Source organism: Pedobacter sp. AC190, from assembly GCF_979258025.1.
The window spans coordinates 3,240,030-3,256,763 of the sequence record NZ_OZ409824.1 but is presented as its reverse complement, the minus strand read 5'-3'; the positions used below and the strand labels follow the sequence as shown (position 1 = coordinate 3,256,763).

19 protein-coding genes are annotated in these 16,734 nt (G+C 35.8%); 7 read left to right on the top strand and 12 right to left on the bottom strand.

Annotation, left to right across the window (positions count from 1 at the left end; translation table 11 throughout):
* Positions 1 to 63: 63 nt before the first annotated feature.
* Both ACZZZI_RS14285 and ACZZZI_RS14280 read left to right on the top strand, forming a co-directional pair.
* Positions 64 to 681: a Crp/Fnr family transcriptional regulator gene (locus ACZZZI_RS14285; protein ID WP_463489771.1), complete on the top strand. Its 618-nt coding sequence runs from the start codon at positions 64 to 66 to the stop codon at positions 679 to 681.
* A 152-nt stretch (positions 682 to 833) separates the two neighbouring features.
* On the top strand, positions 834 to 1,460 hold the full coding sequence (locus ACZZZI_RS14280; protein WP_316756513.1) for a carbonic anhydrase: 627 nt from the start codon (positions 834 to 836) through the stop codon (positions 1,458 to 1,460).
* A gap of 186 nt (positions 1,461 to 1,646) precedes the next feature.
* On the opposite strand, the gene ACZZZI_RS14275 is transcribed toward ACZZZI_RS14280, so the two are convergent.
* The 3 genes from ACZZZI_RS14275 to ACZZZI_RS14265 form a co-directional block, all read right to left on the bottom strand.
* Positions 1,647 to 2,411 (bottom strand): SDR family NAD(P)-dependent oxidoreductase, encoded by a 765-nt coding sequence (locus ACZZZI_RS14275; RefSeq protein WP_463489770.1) that lies wholly within the window; start codon positions 2,409 to 2,411, stop codon positions 1,647 to 1,649.
* 109 nt (positions 2,412 to 2,520) lie between these two features.
* Positions 2,521 to 3,360 carry a 5-dehydro-4-deoxy-D-glucuronate isomerase gene (gene kduI, locus ACZZZI_RS14270; RefSeq protein WP_463489769.1) on the bottom strand — a complete coding sequence of 280 codons (840 nt, stop codon included), beginning with the start codon at positions 3,358 to 3,360 and terminating at the stop codon, positions 2,521 to 2,523.
* A gap of 146 nt (positions 3,361 to 3,506) precedes the next feature.
* Entirely contained in the window at positions 3,507 to 3,743 is a 237-nt protein-coding gene (locus ACZZZI_RS14265) for a hypothetical protein (protein WP_463489768.1), read from the bottom strand.
* A 31-nt stretch (positions 3,744 to 3,774) separates the two neighbouring features.
* Here ACZZZI_RS14265 and ACZZZI_RS14260 point away from each other — a divergent pair, with 31 nt between their 5' ends.
* Both ACZZZI_RS14260 and ACZZZI_RS14255 read left to right on the top strand, forming a co-directional pair.
* The gene (locus ACZZZI_RS14260; RefSeq protein WP_463489767.1) at positions 3,775 to 4,527 is read left to right on the top strand and encodes an SDR family NAD(P)-dependent oxidoreductase; all 753 of its coding nucleotides are present in this window, start codon (positions 3,775 to 3,777) and stop codon (positions 4,525 to 4,527) included.
* A gap of 111 nt (positions 4,528 to 4,638) precedes the next feature.
* The gene (locus tag ACZZZI_RS14255) at positions 4,639 to 4,794 is read left to right on the top strand and encodes a hypothetical protein (RefSeq protein ID WP_344767537.1); all 156 of its coding nucleotides are present in this window, start codon (positions 4,639 to 4,641) and stop codon (positions 4,792 to 4,794) included.
* Between the two features lie 70 nt (positions 4,795 to 4,864).
* On the opposite strand, the gene ACZZZI_RS14250 is transcribed toward ACZZZI_RS14255, so the two are convergent.
* Genes ACZZZI_RS14250 through ACZZZI_RS14235 form a run of 4 tightly spaced genes read right to left on the bottom strand, consistent with a single transcriptional unit; the run spans position 4,865 to position 7,978 of the window.
* Positions 4,865 to 5,923, bottom strand: a complete 1,059-nt coding sequence (locus ACZZZI_RS14250) for an NAD(P)-dependent alcohol dehydrogenase (RefSeq protein WP_463489766.1) — start codon at positions 5,921 to 5,923, stop codon at positions 4,865 to 4,867.
* A 10-nt stretch (positions 5,924 to 5,933) separates the two neighbouring features.
* Complete coding sequence (locus ACZZZI_RS14245) at positions 5,934 to 6,350, bottom strand: (R)-mandelonitrile lyase (RefSeq protein WP_463489765.1); 417 nt, start codon at positions 6,348 to 6,350, stop codon at positions 5,934 to 5,936.
* Positions 6,334 to 6,960 carry a flavodoxin gene (locus tag ACZZZI_RS14240; RefSeq protein WP_463489764.1) on the bottom strand — a complete coding sequence of 209 codons (627 nt, stop codon included), beginning with the start codon at positions 6,958 to 6,960 and terminating at the stop codon, positions 6,334 to 6,336. Before ACZZZI_RS14240 ends, ACZZZI_RS14245 begins: the two co-directional genes overlap by 17 nt.
* A 34-nt stretch (positions 6,961 to 6,994) precedes the next feature.
* A complete protein-coding gene (locus tag ACZZZI_RS14235; protein ID WP_463489763.1) occupies positions 6,995 to 7,978 on the bottom strand; it encodes an aldo/keto reductase in 984 nt (327 codons plus the stop codon).
* 204 nt (positions 7,979 to 8,182) lie between these two features.
* On the opposite strand from ACZZZI_RS14235, the gene ACZZZI_RS14230 reads away from it, so the two are divergent.
* Positions 8,183 to 9,079, top strand: coding sequence for a helix-turn-helix domain-containing protein (locus ACZZZI_RS14230; RefSeq protein WP_463489762.1), 897 nt, complete (start codon positions 8,183 to 8,185; stop codon positions 9,077 to 9,079).
* 35 nt (positions 9,080 to 9,114) lie between these two features.
* Positions 9,115 to 10,029, top strand: coding sequence for a helix-turn-helix domain-containing protein (locus ACZZZI_RS14225; RefSeq protein WP_463489761.1), 915 nt, complete (start codon positions 9,115 to 9,117; stop codon positions 10,027 to 10,029).
* A gap of 4 nt (positions 10,030 to 10,033) precedes the next feature.
* Here ACZZZI_RS14225 and ACZZZI_RS14220 read toward each other — a convergent pair whose 3' ends face one another.
* Positions 10,034 to 10,249 (bottom strand): hypothetical protein, encoded by a 216-nt coding sequence (locus ACZZZI_RS14220; RefSeq protein WP_316756487.1) that lies wholly within the window; start codon positions 10,247 to 10,249, stop codon positions 10,034 to 10,036.
* Positions 10,250 to 10,415: 166 nt separating this feature from the next.
* On the opposite strand from ACZZZI_RS14220, the gene ACZZZI_RS14215 reads away from it, so the two are divergent.
* Entirely contained in the window at positions 10,416 to 10,838 is a 423-nt protein-coding gene (locus ACZZZI_RS14215; protein WP_316756486.1) for a secondary thiamine-phosphate synthase enzyme YjbQ, read from the top strand.
* On the opposite strand, the gene ACZZZI_RS14210 is transcribed toward ACZZZI_RS14215, so the two are convergent.
* From ACZZZI_RS14210 to ACZZZI_RS14195, 4 genes are all read right to left on the bottom strand, one after another.
* Positions 10,839 to 11,810 (bottom strand): YihY/virulence factor BrkB family protein, encoded by a 972-nt coding sequence (locus ACZZZI_RS14210; RefSeq protein ID WP_316756485.1) that lies wholly within the window; start codon positions 11,808 to 11,810, stop codon positions 10,839 to 10,841.
* A gap of 57 nt (positions 11,811 to 11,867) precedes the next feature.
* Positions 11,868 to 14,474 carry a PAS domain-containing sensor histidine kinase gene (locus tag ACZZZI_RS14205; RefSeq protein WP_424058233.1) on the bottom strand — a complete coding sequence of 869 codons (2,607 nt, stop codon included), beginning with the start codon at positions 14,472 to 14,474 and terminating at the stop codon, positions 11,868 to 11,870.
* 130 nt (positions 14,475 to 14,604) lie between these two features.
* Complete coding sequence (locus ACZZZI_RS14200) at positions 14,605 to 15,924, bottom strand: DUF3887 domain-containing protein (protein ID WP_463489760.1); 1,320 nt, start codon at positions 15,922 to 15,924, stop codon at positions 14,605 to 14,607.
* A gap of 369 nt (positions 15,925 to 16,293) precedes the next feature.
* Positions 16,294 to 16,683 (bottom strand): LiaF transmembrane domain-containing protein, encoded by a 390-nt coding sequence (locus tag ACZZZI_RS14195; protein ID WP_463489759.1) that lies wholly within the window; start codon positions 16,681 to 16,683, stop codon positions 16,294 to 16,296.
* Between the last annotated feature and the right edge of the window lie 51 nt (positions 16,684 to 16,734).

Here is a 16,734-nt window from a genome sequence, read left to right as displayed (position 1 = left end):
TTAGTGCGACAAAGTTAAATCAACCAACAAGTAAAAGAAAGGACAATTGTCCCGATTGGAAATATGTTACGTACAAACCCTACTTTTTTATCGTTTATTGAATCTTTATTGGGCGAAAAGGAAACGCATCAACATATAAAACTGAAAGATTTTCCTGAAGGATATAAGCTTATTGAGCAGGGCGGTAAAATAAATAATCTTTTTATTATTAAGGATGGAATTACCAAGTGTTTTATTTCCGAAGAAAACGGGAAAGATTTTATTATCGAGTTTCTTGGAAAAGGAGAAGTTGTTGGCGAGCTCGAAGCACTGAAAAAAATCGACTGCCTATGTAATGTAGAAACAATAAGTACGGTATCGGCATTCGTTATTCCACATCATTACTTTTTATCGTTAATTGAAACCAATGTAGATTTTACCAGAATTCTGCTGCAAGAATTATCAACCCGAATTATCCAAACCAGTAGCAGGGCTTCTTTTCAACAGCTATATACTTTAGAGTACGGCCTAACAAAATTATTAAAGCTACAAACCGAGGCAGATTTAGAAATTTCTAAAGAAGACATGGCCGCTTATTTAGGCATATCGGTTCGAAGTTTAAACCGAACATTAAAACAAGTTAAGCTTAATACCACCTTAAACACAATAGAGATTAAAACGCTATTAGAAAAACTTATTTAGTTCAAATTTTCTCAACTTTTAAGCATTAACCTTGTTTACAAAAGGAATGAAAATATAGTGAAGAGTGTTAATCGAAATAAAAAAATCTTTTATAGTTTTATAAAAAATAACATCCTTACTAACATATTGTATCATAAAAAAATATTAGAAGAATGAAAGTTGAAGACGTATTTAAAAATAACGAGAAATGGATTGCTGACAAGCTATCGATAGATGAAAATTATTTTACTGAATTAGCAAAAGGGCAAACTCCTGAGTTTTTATATATTGGCTGTTCTGATAGCCGCGTAACTGCTGAAGACCTAATGGGTATACAGCCTGGACAAGCATTTGTGCATCGTAACGTAGCCAATTTAGTAAACAACGTTGATTTAAACGTTATGACGGTTTTAAATTACTCGGTTCGCCATTTAAAGGTGAAGCACGTTGTAGTTTGTGGTCATTACAATTGCGGTGGTGTTAAAGCTGCTATGCAACCTGCTGATATGGGTATTTTAAACCCTTGGTTACGAAATATCCGAGATGTTTATCGTACCCATAAAGATGAATTAAATGCCATTGAGGACGAAGGTAAACGTTACGACAGATTAGTAGAGCTTAACGTACAGGAACAGTGTGTAAACTTATTGAAAACTGCTGCAATACAAGAAGCAATTACAGAGCGGGGCTTAACGGTTCATGGTTGGGTTTTCGACATCCGTACGGGTAAATTAATTGATTTAAAAATAGATTTTGATGCAATTTTGAAAGACATCAAAGAAATTTATAATCTTTACTAGTCGTACAGCAGTCCGAATGGGAAGTTAGCATTTAGTATATTATAAGAAAAGTCCGAAGGTTAAGTTAACACAAGTTACTTATCCTTCGGACTTTTTTTGTTTTAGATGTCTGGCTGCTTGCTTTTTTGAAAGGCTAAATGTTAGTTATCTAACAGACCAATCAACTAATGACCACTAAACCAAAACCTATCTCCCCATCCAACCGCCATCTACGGTTAAAATTGTTCCATGTATATAATCGCTTGCACTTGAGGCAAGAAACAGTGTCGGCCCTTTAAAATCTTCTGGAGTTCCCCATCTTCCTGCAGGGATACGAGCTAAAATAGAAGTACTTCTTTCCTGATCTTCACGCAATGCCGATGTGTTATCAGTAGCAATATAACCTGGAGCAATTGCATTAACATTTACACCTTTAGATGCCCACTCATTTGCAAAAGCTTTTGTTAAGGATGCTATAGCGCCCTTACTTGCTGCATAACCTGGAACTGTAATTCCGCCTTGAAAGGAAAGTAATGACGCTGTGAAAATAACTTTTCCGCTACCACGGGCGATCATATCTCTGCCAATTTCTCTGGTTAAAATAAATGGTGCAGTCTGGTTTACAGCAATTACTTCGTCCCACATTTCATCAGGATGCTCTGCAATTGGCTTGCGTAAAATAGTGCCTGCATTATTTACCAGAATATCGATAACCGAATGTTCGCTTTTAACTTTTTTAGTAAAATCTAACGTTGCAGTTCTATTACCAAAATCGCATTGATAGGCATAAAATTTTCTGCCCAAAGCAATAACTTCTTTTTCCACCGAACTATCCTGAAGTTCTAAACTTGCAGATACGCCTATGATATCGGCACCAGCTTCGGCTAAAGCTAAAGCCATTGCTTTACCGATCCCTCTTTTGCAACCCGTTACTAATGCAGTTTTACCTGCTAAATCAAATATGTTTGACATCTTTCTTTTCTTATTGAAATTATGTTCTATTTATCTAATAGTCGCCATTTCGGCCCATGCGGAAAAATCTTTTAAACTTATTTCGCTCTAATATTTAGGAAAGTAAAATCTACTTTAACTCGGTGATTGCACAATGGTCCATATCGCCATAATCCAGATTTTCACCAGCCATACCCCAAATAAAAGTATAATTACTGGTTCCAGCGCCAGAATGAATTGACCAGTTTGGTGAAATTACAGCTTGGTCGTTTTGCATCCAAATATGACGGGTTTCTTGTGGTTCGCCCATAAAATGGCAAACACTTTGCCCTTGCGGCACTTCAAAGTAGAAATAAGCTTCCATCCTTCTATCGTGTGTGTGCGCTGGCATGGTGTTCCATACACTACCTGATTTTAATTCCGTCATACCCATTTGCAACTGACAAGTTGGTAAAACACTATTAACTAAAAGCTTATTAATTATTCTGTGATTTGCCGTTTCTGGTGTACCCAGCTCTACAATTTCTGCATCAGCCTTGCTTACTTTTTTTGTTGGGTAAGTATGATGTGCAGGAGCTGAATTAATGTACAGCTTTGTCGGCTGTGCGGCATCTGCCGACTCAAAAGAAACCTCTTTCGTTCCTTTTCCAATATACAAAGCTTCTTTATAATCTAATTCAAATCTCTCTCCATCGGCAATTACAATTGCCTTTCCACCAACGTTAATAATACCTAACTCGCGGCGCTCTAAAAAGTAACTTGCTTTTAAATCGCTAGGATTAGGTAAATCCAGTTTTTGATCAACAGGCATGGCGCCACCAACAATGTATCTATCAAAATGCGATAATGTAAGGTTTACCTGGTTTGCTTCAAAAACATTTTCTATTAAAAAATTTTCCCGCAAATTAGCGGTATCCATTTGTTTAACTTCTTTTGGACTTTGAGCGTAGCGGCTTTCGAATTTATTCATTGGTTAAAATTTGAGATTTGATTAGGGATTTTAGCAAATGCTAAATTATAATCGCAAATATATTTATACCAAACTTAAAAACTGAATTAATACGCAACTTTATAAGTCTTTTTATTAATTCAATTTTACAGGCTTAAAAGTTCGAATTAATTGATAAAACTAATTCTAAAAGATTTTCTTAAATCGCCAGTTACAGAAGTAATTTCTGCATTTGTTCCATGATTTGTATTGGTACTACTTCCAATCGGTTTTGTAATCACAAACCTAAACTGATTGCCAGCATCGAGTTTAACTACATCAAAAGGAATGGTTATCGTTTGTACGGTATTGGCTGCCATTCCTTTAGAAAACACATTCTCCTGACAAACATATCTGTCGCGCATCCGTTAGTTTATTATTATTAAAATTTATGATATGTCGATATTAAAAAATAAAGTTGCTGTGGTTTCGGGTGCTGGATCTGGAATCGGACGGGCCATAGCCATTACCTATGTACAAGAGGGTGCAAAAGTTGTTGTAGCAGATATTAATGAAGAACATGCCGATGAAACGGTTAAATTAATTCTAGAAAGTGGCGGAGATGCTTTTAAGGTTAAGGCAGATTCTTCAAAAGCAGACGAAAATAAAAGATTAATAGAGGCGGTTGTAGAAAAATATGGCCGATTAGATATTGCCTGCAATAATGCAGGAATGGGCGGACCTGCAAAACCTACTGGGGCCTATGAACCAGATGAATGGGACAAGGTTATTGCGCTAAACCTTAATGGTGTATTTTATGCCTGCAAATACGAGCTCGAGCAAATGGAAAAAAATGGTGGCGGAACAATTATTAACATTGCATCAATTCATGGGGAAGTTGCAGCGCCAAACAGTCCTGCTTACACAGCTTCAAAACACGCAGTTGTTGGATTAACCAAAAACATTGCAGTGGAATATGCTCAGAAAAACATTAGATGTAATGCGGTCGGACCAGGGTACATCGAAACGCCTTTGTTATCAGCCAATCTGAATCCAGAAGCTATGAAAGCAATTGCTGCTAAAAGTCCTTTAAATAGACTAGGAACGGCACAGGAAATTGCGGATTTAGTTGCTTTTTTAAGTTCTGATAAATCATCCTTTACCACAGGAAGTTATATCATCGCAGATGGTGGTTATACTGCTATATAATTTTTTAGTTCAAAGTTAATTACACATCTAAATGTTGTGAATAATAAACTGATTATTTTAAACCTTGATAATTTCGAATGGTCATAGTAAGAGTTATTAAATATCTATACTATGAAAAAGATGATATATTTTTTGCTTTTAGCAATGGCTGTAAATTTTAGCTCTTGTGTAGTAAGAACTCGTCAGCCAAGGGCAGCTTGGGTTCCTGGACATTATGAAATTGGACCTTATGGTGGCCGACATTGGATTAGAGGACACTACCGCTAGTTGTTAAAATTCGAAAAATAAAAGGCTGAACTTAGTTACCAAGTTCAGCCTTTTATTGTGTTAAGAATCTTTAATTCTTTAATGAAGTCATATCAATTACAAAACGATAACGTACATCACTTTTAAGCATCCGCTCGTATGCTTCATTAATATCTTGAATTTTAATAATCTCTATCTCAGATACGATGTTATTTTCGCCACAGAAATCAAGCATTTCCTGAGTTTCGGCAATACCACCAATTACAGAGCCCGCAACAGACTTTCTGCCCATTATTAATGGAACTGAATTCAACATCGGATCTAACGGACCTAAATAACCTACCAATACAATCGTTCCATTGATACCCAATGTAGGCACATATTCATTAACATCATGCACATAGGGTACGGTATCAATAATTAAATCAAATTGTCCGCTTACCGCTTTCATTTGAGCACTATCGGTAGATATTACCACACCATCAGCACCTAATTCTTTTGCGTCCTTTTCTTTTTCTGGAGAACGAGAAAAAAGCGTTACCTCTGCACCTAAACCTTTGGCAAGCTTAATAGCCATATGCCCAAGACCGCCCAAACCGACCACTGCTACTTTACTTCCTGGGCCAACATTCCAATGTTTTAAGGGCGACCAGGTCGTAATTCCCGCACACAATAAAGGTGCAGTTGCTGCAGCATCAAGGTTTTCTGGCACCTTTAAAACAAAATGTTCATCAACCACAACTTTTTCCGAATAGCCGCCATAGGTTCTGCCACCCAAATGCTTATCCTTACTGTTGTAAGTCCCTGTAAATCCTGGAAGACAATATTGTTCCAAATCCTTTTTGCAAGATTCGCATGTTCTGCAAGAATCTACAATGCAACCAACCGCAGCCATATCACCAACTTTGAATTTGGTTACTTCACTTCCAACGTTGGTAACTCGCCCTACAATTTCATGACCAGGAACTGCTGGATAAACTGTACCACTCCAGTCGTTTTTAGCAGTGTGTAAATCCGAGTGGCACACGCCACAAAATAAGATATCGATCTCAACATCCTTTGGTGTAGCCGTTCTGCGTTTTATATTAATTTGTTTTAAAGCTGATTCCGCCGATTCAGTTCCAAAAGCTTTTACTTCGAAAGTTTGCATATATATATGATTATTTATTTACCAATTCGTACTCTTCGTGTGTAACAGGTGTAAGCCAGGTTACATTTTTTTCGTTTTTAAAATTGCTTATGGCCACATGAACGAGTCGTTCTGTATGCCCAGCACCATGCCAGTGTTCAATACCACTTGGAATATTTATAACATCACCTTGTTTTAAAGCTTTGGCCTCCTTACCCTTTTCCTGATAAAAGCCCGTTCCATCGGTAACAAGTAAAATCTGACCCGCTGGGTGAGTATGCCAGTTTGTTCTTGCCCCAGCTTCAAAAACTACATTACCAATACTATAAGTTCCTGTTTCATCTTTCGGAACTAAAATAGTAACCCAGGTAACACCAGTAAAATAATCAGCAGAACCTCGCTCCCCTTTCGGAAAGATTGTATTTTCGTTATTATTTATTATTTCCATCTTTTTTAATATTTATTGATTGCTCAATAAGCCATTTTTTAACTTTAATTTTTGCTTCTTCTTGCTCTGCTCCCCTAATCACTAAAAGTTTTCCGTCTTTTTCGATACCGCCCTTTATTTCGAAACCTTTTAATATTTTGCTATCTGGACAAAGTTCTTTTATGGTTTCAAAACTACTCCCTAAACCATAACCAGCATTTTTGTTAAATGGGATTAAGGTTTTTCCACCGAGATTATACTTTTTTAAGAAGCTTTTTACTGGAGGTGGTAATTTCATTCCCCAGGTAGGAAAGCCAATAAAAACAGTATCATATTTTTCTATATCATCGATTTTTGTTTTTAATGGAGGTAAATAACCTCGTTCATTTTCGCTAGCCACTTGGTCAACAGTTGTTTTGTAATCAGCGGGATAAGGCTTTTCGAGCTCTAAAGCAACTAATTGTCCACCAACGTTGGCATGAATGATTTCTGCAATTGCTTTTGTATTATTTGTTCTTGATAAATACACAATTAAAACCTTTTTGTTTGCAATAGGTTGTTGTGCTTGTGTGCAAGCTGCTGTAAAGCACATCATCAACAAGCTAAGGAAGTTAAAAACTCTATTTCTCATGCCAAAAAATTATATAAAACCTAAATCAATTAATCTATTTACCTACTCTATTTTGTAGATGTTGCGGATATCTGGCACCTTGCACAGCAATTTTCGAGGCTGCAGTTTCAATATTTTCTAACTCATCCTTGGTTAATTCAATATTCGCAGCAAGAATATTTTCTTGTAAACGATATAATTTTGTGGTACCAGGAATCGGCACAATCCAGGGTTTTTGCGCTAATAACCAAGCCAAAGCAATTTGAGCTGGGGTTGCATCCTTTTCTGTAGCAATGGTTTTCAAAAGGTCGACTAGCACCTGATTAGATTTTCTATTTTCCTCAGAAAAACGCGGTACAATGTTTCTAAAATCAGTGCTATCAAATTGTGTATTTTCGGTAATTGCACCTGTTAGAAATCCTTTACCAAGTGGACTGAAAGGCACAAAACCTATTCCTAATTCTTCCAAAGTTGGTAATATTTCATTTTCTGGCTCTCTCCACCATAGAGAATATTCACTTTGTAAGGCTGCAACTGGCTGAACAGCATGCGCCCTGCGAATGGTTTCTGCACCTGCTTCAGAAAGCCCCCAGTGTTTTATTTTTCCCGCAGCAATTAAATCTTGTATTGCTCCTGCAACTTCTTCTATTGGCACATTTGGGTCAACACGATGTTGATAGTACAAATCTATGTAATCAGTTTTTAATCTTTTCAATGCAGCCTCTGCAACTGCTTTTATATTTTCAGGGCGGCTATCCATTCCTAAATCGGTTTTGCCTTCTTTAAAACCAAATTTTGTTGCAATAACTAGCTGATTACGAAACGGAGCTAAAGCCTCGCCAAGTAATTCCTCATTTAAAAATGGCCCATAAGCTTCTGCTGTATCAAAAAAGGTAACTCCAGCATCAAAAGCTGCCTGTAATAATTTAACTGCTTCTTTTTTATCGGTTGCTGGTCCGTAACCAAAACTTAAACCCATGCAACCCAAACCTAATGCAGATACTTCTAGTCCGCTATTTCCTAATATTCTATTTTTCATAACCTTTATTTTATTAAAAATTACACCTGTTTCCATTTCACAAATCGTGATTACTAACAAGTACAATACAAAAGTCCTACCTATTTCTCGATACTTTGTTATATCAATTACGGTTATATATACCAATATTACTGATACCCGCTTACGAATTAGATTTATCTGGTTAGTAATATTAATTTTGACTAAGTATTAAATTGAAACAAAATGGATAACCTGGTAAGATTAAATAGTGTAAGTGATTACAATAAGCGGGTTGGGCAAGAAACACTTCATCCGCTGGTTAGTGTGATAGATTTATCAAAGTCGAAACCACTACCCCACGAGCGCTTGCATTTTGGGTTCTATACCATTTACTTAAAGGAAATAAAATGTGGCGATTTAAAGTACGGCTGCAATTACTACGATTACCAGGAAGGGACTTTAGTATTTGTTTCGCCTGGCCAGGTATTGGGCATCGAACCTAGTGGCGAATATTATCAGCCAAAGGGTTACGCACTAACTTTTCATCCAGATTTAATTAGGGGAACGGCGTTGGCTCGACACATGAACGATTACAATTTCTTTTCTTATGAAGTTTTTGAAGCACTCCATTTATCAGAAAGCGAGCGAAATGTAATTGTAGATTGTTTTTCTAAAATCGATTTTGAGTTGAAAAGACCGATTGATAAACACAGTAAAACACTTATTGTTACCAATATCGAGCTTTTCTTAAACTACTGCCTTCGCTTTTACGACCGCCAGTTTATTACCAGAGATCATGTACATAAAGGGATTTTAGAAAAGTTTGAACACAACCTAAACGATTATTTTCAATCGGACAAGCCGAAAACACTGGGCTTACCATCTGTTAGTTTTTTTGCCGATGAGCTTAATTTATCAGCTAATTATTTTGGCGATTTAATTAAAAAAGAAACAGGAAAATCTGCTCAGGAGTATATTCAATCTAAACTGATGGATCTTGCCAAGGAGAAAATTTTTGATACCAGTAAATCGGTTAGTGAAATTGCCTACGAACTTGGTTTTAAATATCCACAGCATTTTAGCCGTTCGTTTAAGCAAAGTGTAGGCTATTCGCCTAATGAATACCGAATGCTAAACTAATTTGGTTCAGTTTATTTAAAGTATAATTTTCAAAGATGAATAATGTAGAAACTATAGCAGATTTTTATACGCGTAAATACAATCGTATTCCAGAAAATTATCATAATGAAATCGGGCATTTCAATGTATTTAAGTTAGAACCAAACATTGGAGAGCATGCGATACCAATACCCTATAAACGTCGTGATTATTATAAAATAACTTTACTTATCGGCGAAAGTAAGATCGTGTACGCAGATAAAGCAATAGAACTCAAAAAACAGGCACTCATATTTTCGAACCCACTCATACCTTACCAATGGCAACATGGCGAAAATACTCGAAATGGTTTCTTTTGCGTATTCGACCAATCTTTCTTTCATCAATATGGTAACCTTGGCCAGTATTCTGTTTTTCAACCTGATGGCAACCATGTTTTCGAACTTAATGATATTCAGGTAAAGTTGTTAAATGCAGTTTATGAACGAATGTTTGATGAAATTAATTCAGATTACATTTATAGATACGATGTTTTAAGAACAATGATTAGCGAAATCCTTCATTTTGCAATGAAAATGCAGACATCTACACCATTGACTAAGCAACCAGCAAATGCGGCACAGCGTATTTTAGCCTTGTTTCTCGAATTATTAGAACGCCAGTTTCCAGTAGAAGAAACGCATAAAGAATTAACATTAAGAAGCGCTTCGGATTTTGCAAGCCAGTTAAATGTTCATGTAAATCATCTAAATCGGGCAATTAAAGAAACTACCAATAAAACAACCTCACAAATCATCGCTGAACGACTTTTAAAAGAAGCTAAAATTCTTTTGAGACAAACCAGCTGGAGCATTTTTGAAATCGCTTATGCTTTGGGATTTAGCGAAGCGACCAATTTTAACAACTTCTTTAAAAAGCATGCTCAATTAAGCCCTTCCAAATTCAGAAACATTGGGTTAAAAGTGATGTAGAAAATTATTCCAATATAACTTCTAAAAAACCTTCTTGGTTTTCATTTCTTAGATAAAGTGTATAGGTATCGTTTAGGTCTTTAAACCTTTTCTTAAGCACTTCGGCAAAATTTTTAACTGATGTTTCTCCAGTTAAAATAACCGTTAAATCTTCTGCATTACCTCTAACTTCGATAATTTCATTTGGAAACAGTTCTTTTAGTTCGTGTGGGAATTCCATAAATATAAAACGGATAAAGGTGTGTATAGTTTTAAATGATTAAATTATCTGAAACAGGTTATTTTCGAAAACCAGCATGTCGATTCAGTAAATTAAAGTTAAACATTATGTTAGCATTTGTACATTAAAATCAAAAGAAAGAATAAGGATTGATTAACTTTGGAAAATGAAAATATTTCAGCAAACCTTCTCTATTAGCGAACGTAAAAGGGGCTTTCATTTAATTACTTCTGATATCATTAATGCTTTTCCCGAACTAAAAGAGATAAAGGTTGGCATTTGTCAGGTTTTTATTCAACACACTTCTGCTGCTTTAACCATAAATGAAAACGCAGACCCAACTGTGAGGATAGATTTTGAAATGTATTTCAACAAAACTGTTCCAGAAAACGACCCCGACTATGAGCATGATTATGAAGGTTCTGATGATATGCCTGCACATTTAAAAGCTGCATTATTGGGTAATTCTGTAACCATCCCGATAACAAACGGACGATTAGCTTTAGGTACCTGGCAAGGCATTTATCTTTGCGAGCACCGAAATCATGGCGGAAGAAGAAAAATAATCGTTACAGCCTGGGGTTCATAATTAAACCTTTATTTCTGGATGGTTATCTTGAATAGAATTATTCCCTGTTTCTATTTCGACCTCCTTCGTGGTTACCGCATAATGAGAAGGGTGAATTTCGGCTCCATAAGCAATTGCATAAGCTTTGGTAAATTCTGCGCCAAAATATAAAATAATAGACGAATAATAGGTCCACAGTAAGAGGATAACCAACGATCCAGCAGCGCCGTATGTACTACCTACATTGCTAGATCCTATATAAAAGGAGATGCCGAACTTACCAATCATGAATAAAATCGCGGTAACAATTGAACCCGAAATTACATCACGCCATTTTATAATCGCATCGGGTAACACTTTAAAGATTACACCAAATATTAAAGCAATTACGGCTAAGGTTACAACTTGATTAATAACATAAAAAACGATTACAGAAACATCTTCATATCTGGCTTGAAGCCTTGCGCTAAACGTATCTAATACGGCCGTTACCGATAACGAAACCAAAAGCAAAAACCCCAAACTAATAATTACAGAAAAGGAAAGAAAGCGGTTTTGAAGCATCTTTAACCAACCTCTTTTGGGCTTAGGTTTTAATCCCCAAATGGTATTTATCGAATCCTGAATATCGCCAAAAACTGTAGTTGCACCAATCAATAATGTACCCAAACCAATTACAAAAGCAACTGTGCTTTTTCCATTTAAGTAAGCTGTTTTTATAATTTGCTGCAATTGCAACGCGGTATCTTTACCTAAAAAACCAGTTAATTGCTGATAAATTTGTCCTTCTGCAGCCTCCCTACCTAAAAAGATTCCGCAAAGCGAAATAATTACCACCAGCAAGGGAGCCATAGAAAATACAGTGTAATAAGCTAAGGAACCACTAAGTTTGGTTACTTTATGATTGTTAAATCCCGTAAATGATGCTTTTAAAACCTCCCAGATTCCTTTGAAAGATATGCGCTTTTTATCTAAATGTTTCGGCTTGTCCATAAACTTAAAACCGAAATCACACCATTTTTGTTTGAATAATTAGGTTTACAGTTTGCCTTATTGCATTATGGGGATTAAAAAACAAAAGGTGGAGCCTTTATTTTCTACCGAATCAACCCAAATTTTGCCATTTAATCTTTTAACGATTTCCGAAGAAATATACAAACCCAAGCCTAAGCCAGGAAAAGTATGTTCTTTATTTCCGCTTACGCGATAAAATTGTTCAAATACCTGATCTGTTTTGTCTTTGTTAATGCCAATACCAAAATCTTGTACACAAACCTGAACAGCACTTTCTTTTTCTTCTGTACTTATAATTACTTCGTTCGCATCAGGCGAATATTTTACAGCATTTGTAAGTAAATTGGTAACAACCTGACAAATACGCTCTCTATCGCCAAATATCTCCTTATTAAAGTTTAATTTTTTAATAATCGTATGCTTGCCAGAAGTCCTTTGAACCTCTTCAATCACCTCCTCAACCATTCCATTAAAATCAAAATAAGATTGGTTAAACTGCAAGCGACCTGCATTAATTTTGGTTACATCAAGTAAGTCGCTTATCAAATTAGTAAGCCGATCGACCTGTTTATTCATCTTACCTAGCAGCTCTGCGTTTTTAAAATCGCCAGAACGCTTAAACATGGCCTCCATAACTTGTGCATACGCCTTTAAGCTGGTAACGGGTGTTTTTAACTCATGGCTCGCAATGCCTAAGAAATTATCTTTTTGTTGTTCTAATTCTTTTTGATGCTGCACATCAGTATTTGTACCATACCATTTAACTATTTTGCCTTCAGCATCCTTTAAAGGTAAAGCCCTTACCAGGTACCAACGATATTCGCCATGTTTATTCATACTGCGAAATTCCGTTTGGTAAGCCTCACCTGTTTTTAAAGCATCTTGCCATTCTCTTCTGGCGTGTGGCACATCATCTGGATGGAGCGTTTCTATCCATTTTGTACCTAAAGTTTCTAGCTTAGTTTTACCGCTTTGATCGTACCATCGTTTATTCACATAATCTAAATTCCCATCTGGTTTACTTGTCCAAACCACAGAAGGTACAGTATCGGCCAGAAATTCTAATTCATTAACCAAATCTTGAAGCGTTGCATTTTTATCATTCAATACTTTAAGAATATTCTGTTCAGGACGTAAATCTCTTGCAATACCAGCAATAGCTACAGGTATGTTCGTAATTTCTTCCCTAATCATGTACAGTTGCTTATGAATTGGTACGATTGCACCTGTTTTTTGGTGTAACAACTCTAATTCGCCCGACCATTTTCCTTTCTCAAGGAGAACAGGCATAATTTCATTTTTAATCAGCGCATTAGTTTTTGCACTATGATAATCAAAAAGATTGCTTTTTACTACGTCGTCTTTCTCAATCCCAATCAATTCGATTCCTGAAGGATTAATATAAAGCGTATTGCCATTAATATCGCAATAGTTGCAAAAATCTTCACTACTATCCACGATGGTTGCAAGGCGCTGTAATTCGGCTCTTGCTTTTAATTCAGGGCGCAAATCTCTGGCAGTTGCGCCTCGGCCAATTACTTCTCCTGTTTCAGGATCTTTTATTAGAATATAATTAACGGTGCAAGGAATAATTTCTTTAGTGCTAAAGTTTTTAAGATAAATTGTTCCTTTCCAACCCGACTCTTCGCTTATTTCTTTTATAATATGATTTTGAACCCGATCTAACTCTTCTGGCGTGTAAAAATCGCGGGCACTCATTTGAGTGATATCTGCATTTAAATCAACGCCTAACAAGTTCTTCGAAGCATTATTCATATAAATCAGATTACCAGCCATATCGGCAACCGTCATGTGGTCGGCATTATGACTGATCAAACTCATTAACTGTTCTTCCCGCCTCTTTGAAATAATCTCGTTCGTAATATCCTGTGCTATCCCAGCGAAACGGAAAACTACATTTTCATCATTAAAATAGGCTTTTCCTTTGCAATGAACCCACCTTAATTTATGGTTTACTTTGCTTACTGTTCTGTATTTAATATCGTAAACACTTTTTGTTTGAGGGTTAATTGCAGCAAAAACTGCTTCGTTAACCATTTTCTCATCATCTTTATGAATGCAGCTTAGAACATCTTCATACCTGATTTCGCCATCTTTATCAAAACCAAAGAGTTCGCGGCAACGATTATCCCAGTTTACTTTGTTATTTATGGGATCTAAATCCCAGGTTCCGATACCTGCTGATTGGAGTGCGAATGTTAATCTTTCCTGAGTTTCTGCAATTTCTTTTCGAGCTTCAACCAGTTCAGTTAAATGGGCAGCGGTGTTTATAATGGCGTAAGTGTAGCCGTCATTATCTTTTAAGGGTTTGTAAATAAACGTGAAATAAAAGGTTTGCAGTTTGCCATCTACAATCAAATTTGCCTTCGATTCTTTTGCATAATAGGCTTCCCCAGTTTCAAAAACCCGCTGTAAAATATCGTAAAATGGTTGCCCCTCGAGTTCTGGAATAGCTTTTTCTAAGGTTTTCCCAATTACCGAGCTATCCTTCCCCCATAAATCGAGCATAGCCTGATTGGCGGTACTAATAAGCATCTCTTTCCCTTTGTAAATTGCTGTAGGCATGGGCGATGCATCAACAAGAGCATTGAACCTTTCTTGTTCAGTGTAAAGTTTAGTCATTAAATTATGGGAAATTTTATTAAATATAAACAAAATCCAAATTCGAATTATTTTCTGTTAAAAATTAATACTCAAAAAAAATAGCCTTAAAAATTTTAAGGCTATTACCGATTATAAAATTTACTACTAATTACTTAATTTTTATCCAGGCTACAATATCATTTATTAAACTCGCCGAAACACTCGAAAACGACATGTATTGTGCACCTGTACCTTTTTCTACCTGTTGACTAAGTAAGTGATTTAATTCTGGATAAAATTTATATTCAACATTTGTATTTCCAGCTAATCCAGCTTTCCATAAATCATAATCCTGTTTTGATACCTGATAATCATTCCCACCCTGAATAATAAAAACACGAGGTTTAGTTATTTTTTTCATCGCGGCAACCTGGTCGTAATTATTAATATCTACCCAATAAGCAGCAGAAATGCCCAAAATAGTCGAATCTGGCTTTATTGTTCCAAGTTGAGTAATTTTTGCTTTGGCAATTTCTGCCGTTGCTAAATCAAGCTGAGTTTTGGCAGCTTTTGTGGTATCGTTTGCTTTATCGAACAGATATTTATTTTGCTCTAGCATCATATCAGTAAATTTGCGTGCTGGTGCAGCAGCTAAAATTATTCCACTTAAATCAGGTACTGAAGAGGCAATTCTCGGTGCCAGCATTCCACCCAAACTATGACCGAAAAGATAAACGCTCTTTAAATTAACACCTGGTATTGTTTTCGCCAAAGTAATTGCTGCTAAAGCATCATCTAAAACCTCTTCTTTTACAGTATAAGCTTTCGCAAACTCGTATGGATAAACCAGGGTTCTTTTTACATATCGTACAGAAGCGATTCCCTGAGCGGCCAAACCAGCTGCTAAATCTTTAAATGGCTTGTTAGGACCAACTGTTGCATCCATATCAGATGGACCAGAACCATGAACTAAAACTACAACAGGGAAATTTTTAACATTCTTTGGTGTTGTAATTATGGCAGCAAGCTGATGTCCTGTGGCAGTTACATAAGTGCTTTTTTCAGAATATAGGGTTGTATCAGCGTATGAAGGCGCTAAATATTGCGATACAACTGGTTTTGGCGCTAGAAAAAAGCCAACTATTTTTTGAGTTTTATTAAACCCTAAAATAAAATTCTGCGATCCTCTTTCGAATTTACCTTCTACCGTAACTGCAAAAAACTCGCCTTGTGCTTTACTCTGAATGGCTTCCAAAGATTCTGCCTTACCTAAGTTTGTATTTATATCTGTCCAAATCTTTTTTAAATTTTCTTCTGATAATTTTGACTTTACCGTTTCATCAAAAAAACTGTAAGCTTCGGTATATTTCTCTTGTTGCATTAAGTCAAAAAAGTTATTGGCTCCATTGAATAAGGTTATAACGTTTTGAGAGAAAGAGGCGGTTGTAAATAATAATAGCGCAACTACTAGTAAAATGCTTTTTTTCATGAAATTATAATGTGTTGAGTTGTATTTGGTTTTCAATATACCAAAGTTAATAATATTTGATTCCTATTTCATTAATTAACAACTAATTTGTTAGTTTTTATTGTTTTTTTAAACCAACCTTGCAGCGAATATATTTATCATTTATGTATGATGGATTATTTTAACGAAAAAATAAATCAGTGCTTGTACAATAATTTTTAATCTCAGCGTTTATATTATCGAGAGCGTTAATTTAGATAACGGGGATGCTGCTTCGGCGGAATCCCCGTTTCTTTTTTTAAAGCCTTTTCTGTGTTAAAATTTCTTCAAAATAAAAAAAGGGACATGTAAAAATGTCCCTTTTTTGAATATATGATTGAGTTAAGAATTTTAGCTTTTCATATTGTGCATATCTGCCTGGTTATTTTGAAAATTCTGATCCAGATTTTTAAATTTCTTAGGTTTTAATATCACCCATAAACCTAAACCAATTAACACTAAAGATGTTGTAATTTTCGACATTTCGAAATCAAAAACGGTAATATCTTTTAGTGTAAATACTGCACCGATTACCGTTAGTGCAAGCCAGCCACTACCTTGGAAATTTTTACGGTAACCAATCCACAAACCTGCACCTAACATAATAGTATGCCAGCTAAGAATCCAGTGTGGCACATCAACACCTGTGTTTCTAAGTAAGAATACAGCACCAATAACTACGATTAAAATACCTAAACCCATTTGTTTATCAGTGTGGTTTTTTTTGATTAAATTTTCCATGACCTTTGTTTTTATATATCAAAAGTAGCACGGATATCGATGCTGTGAAAT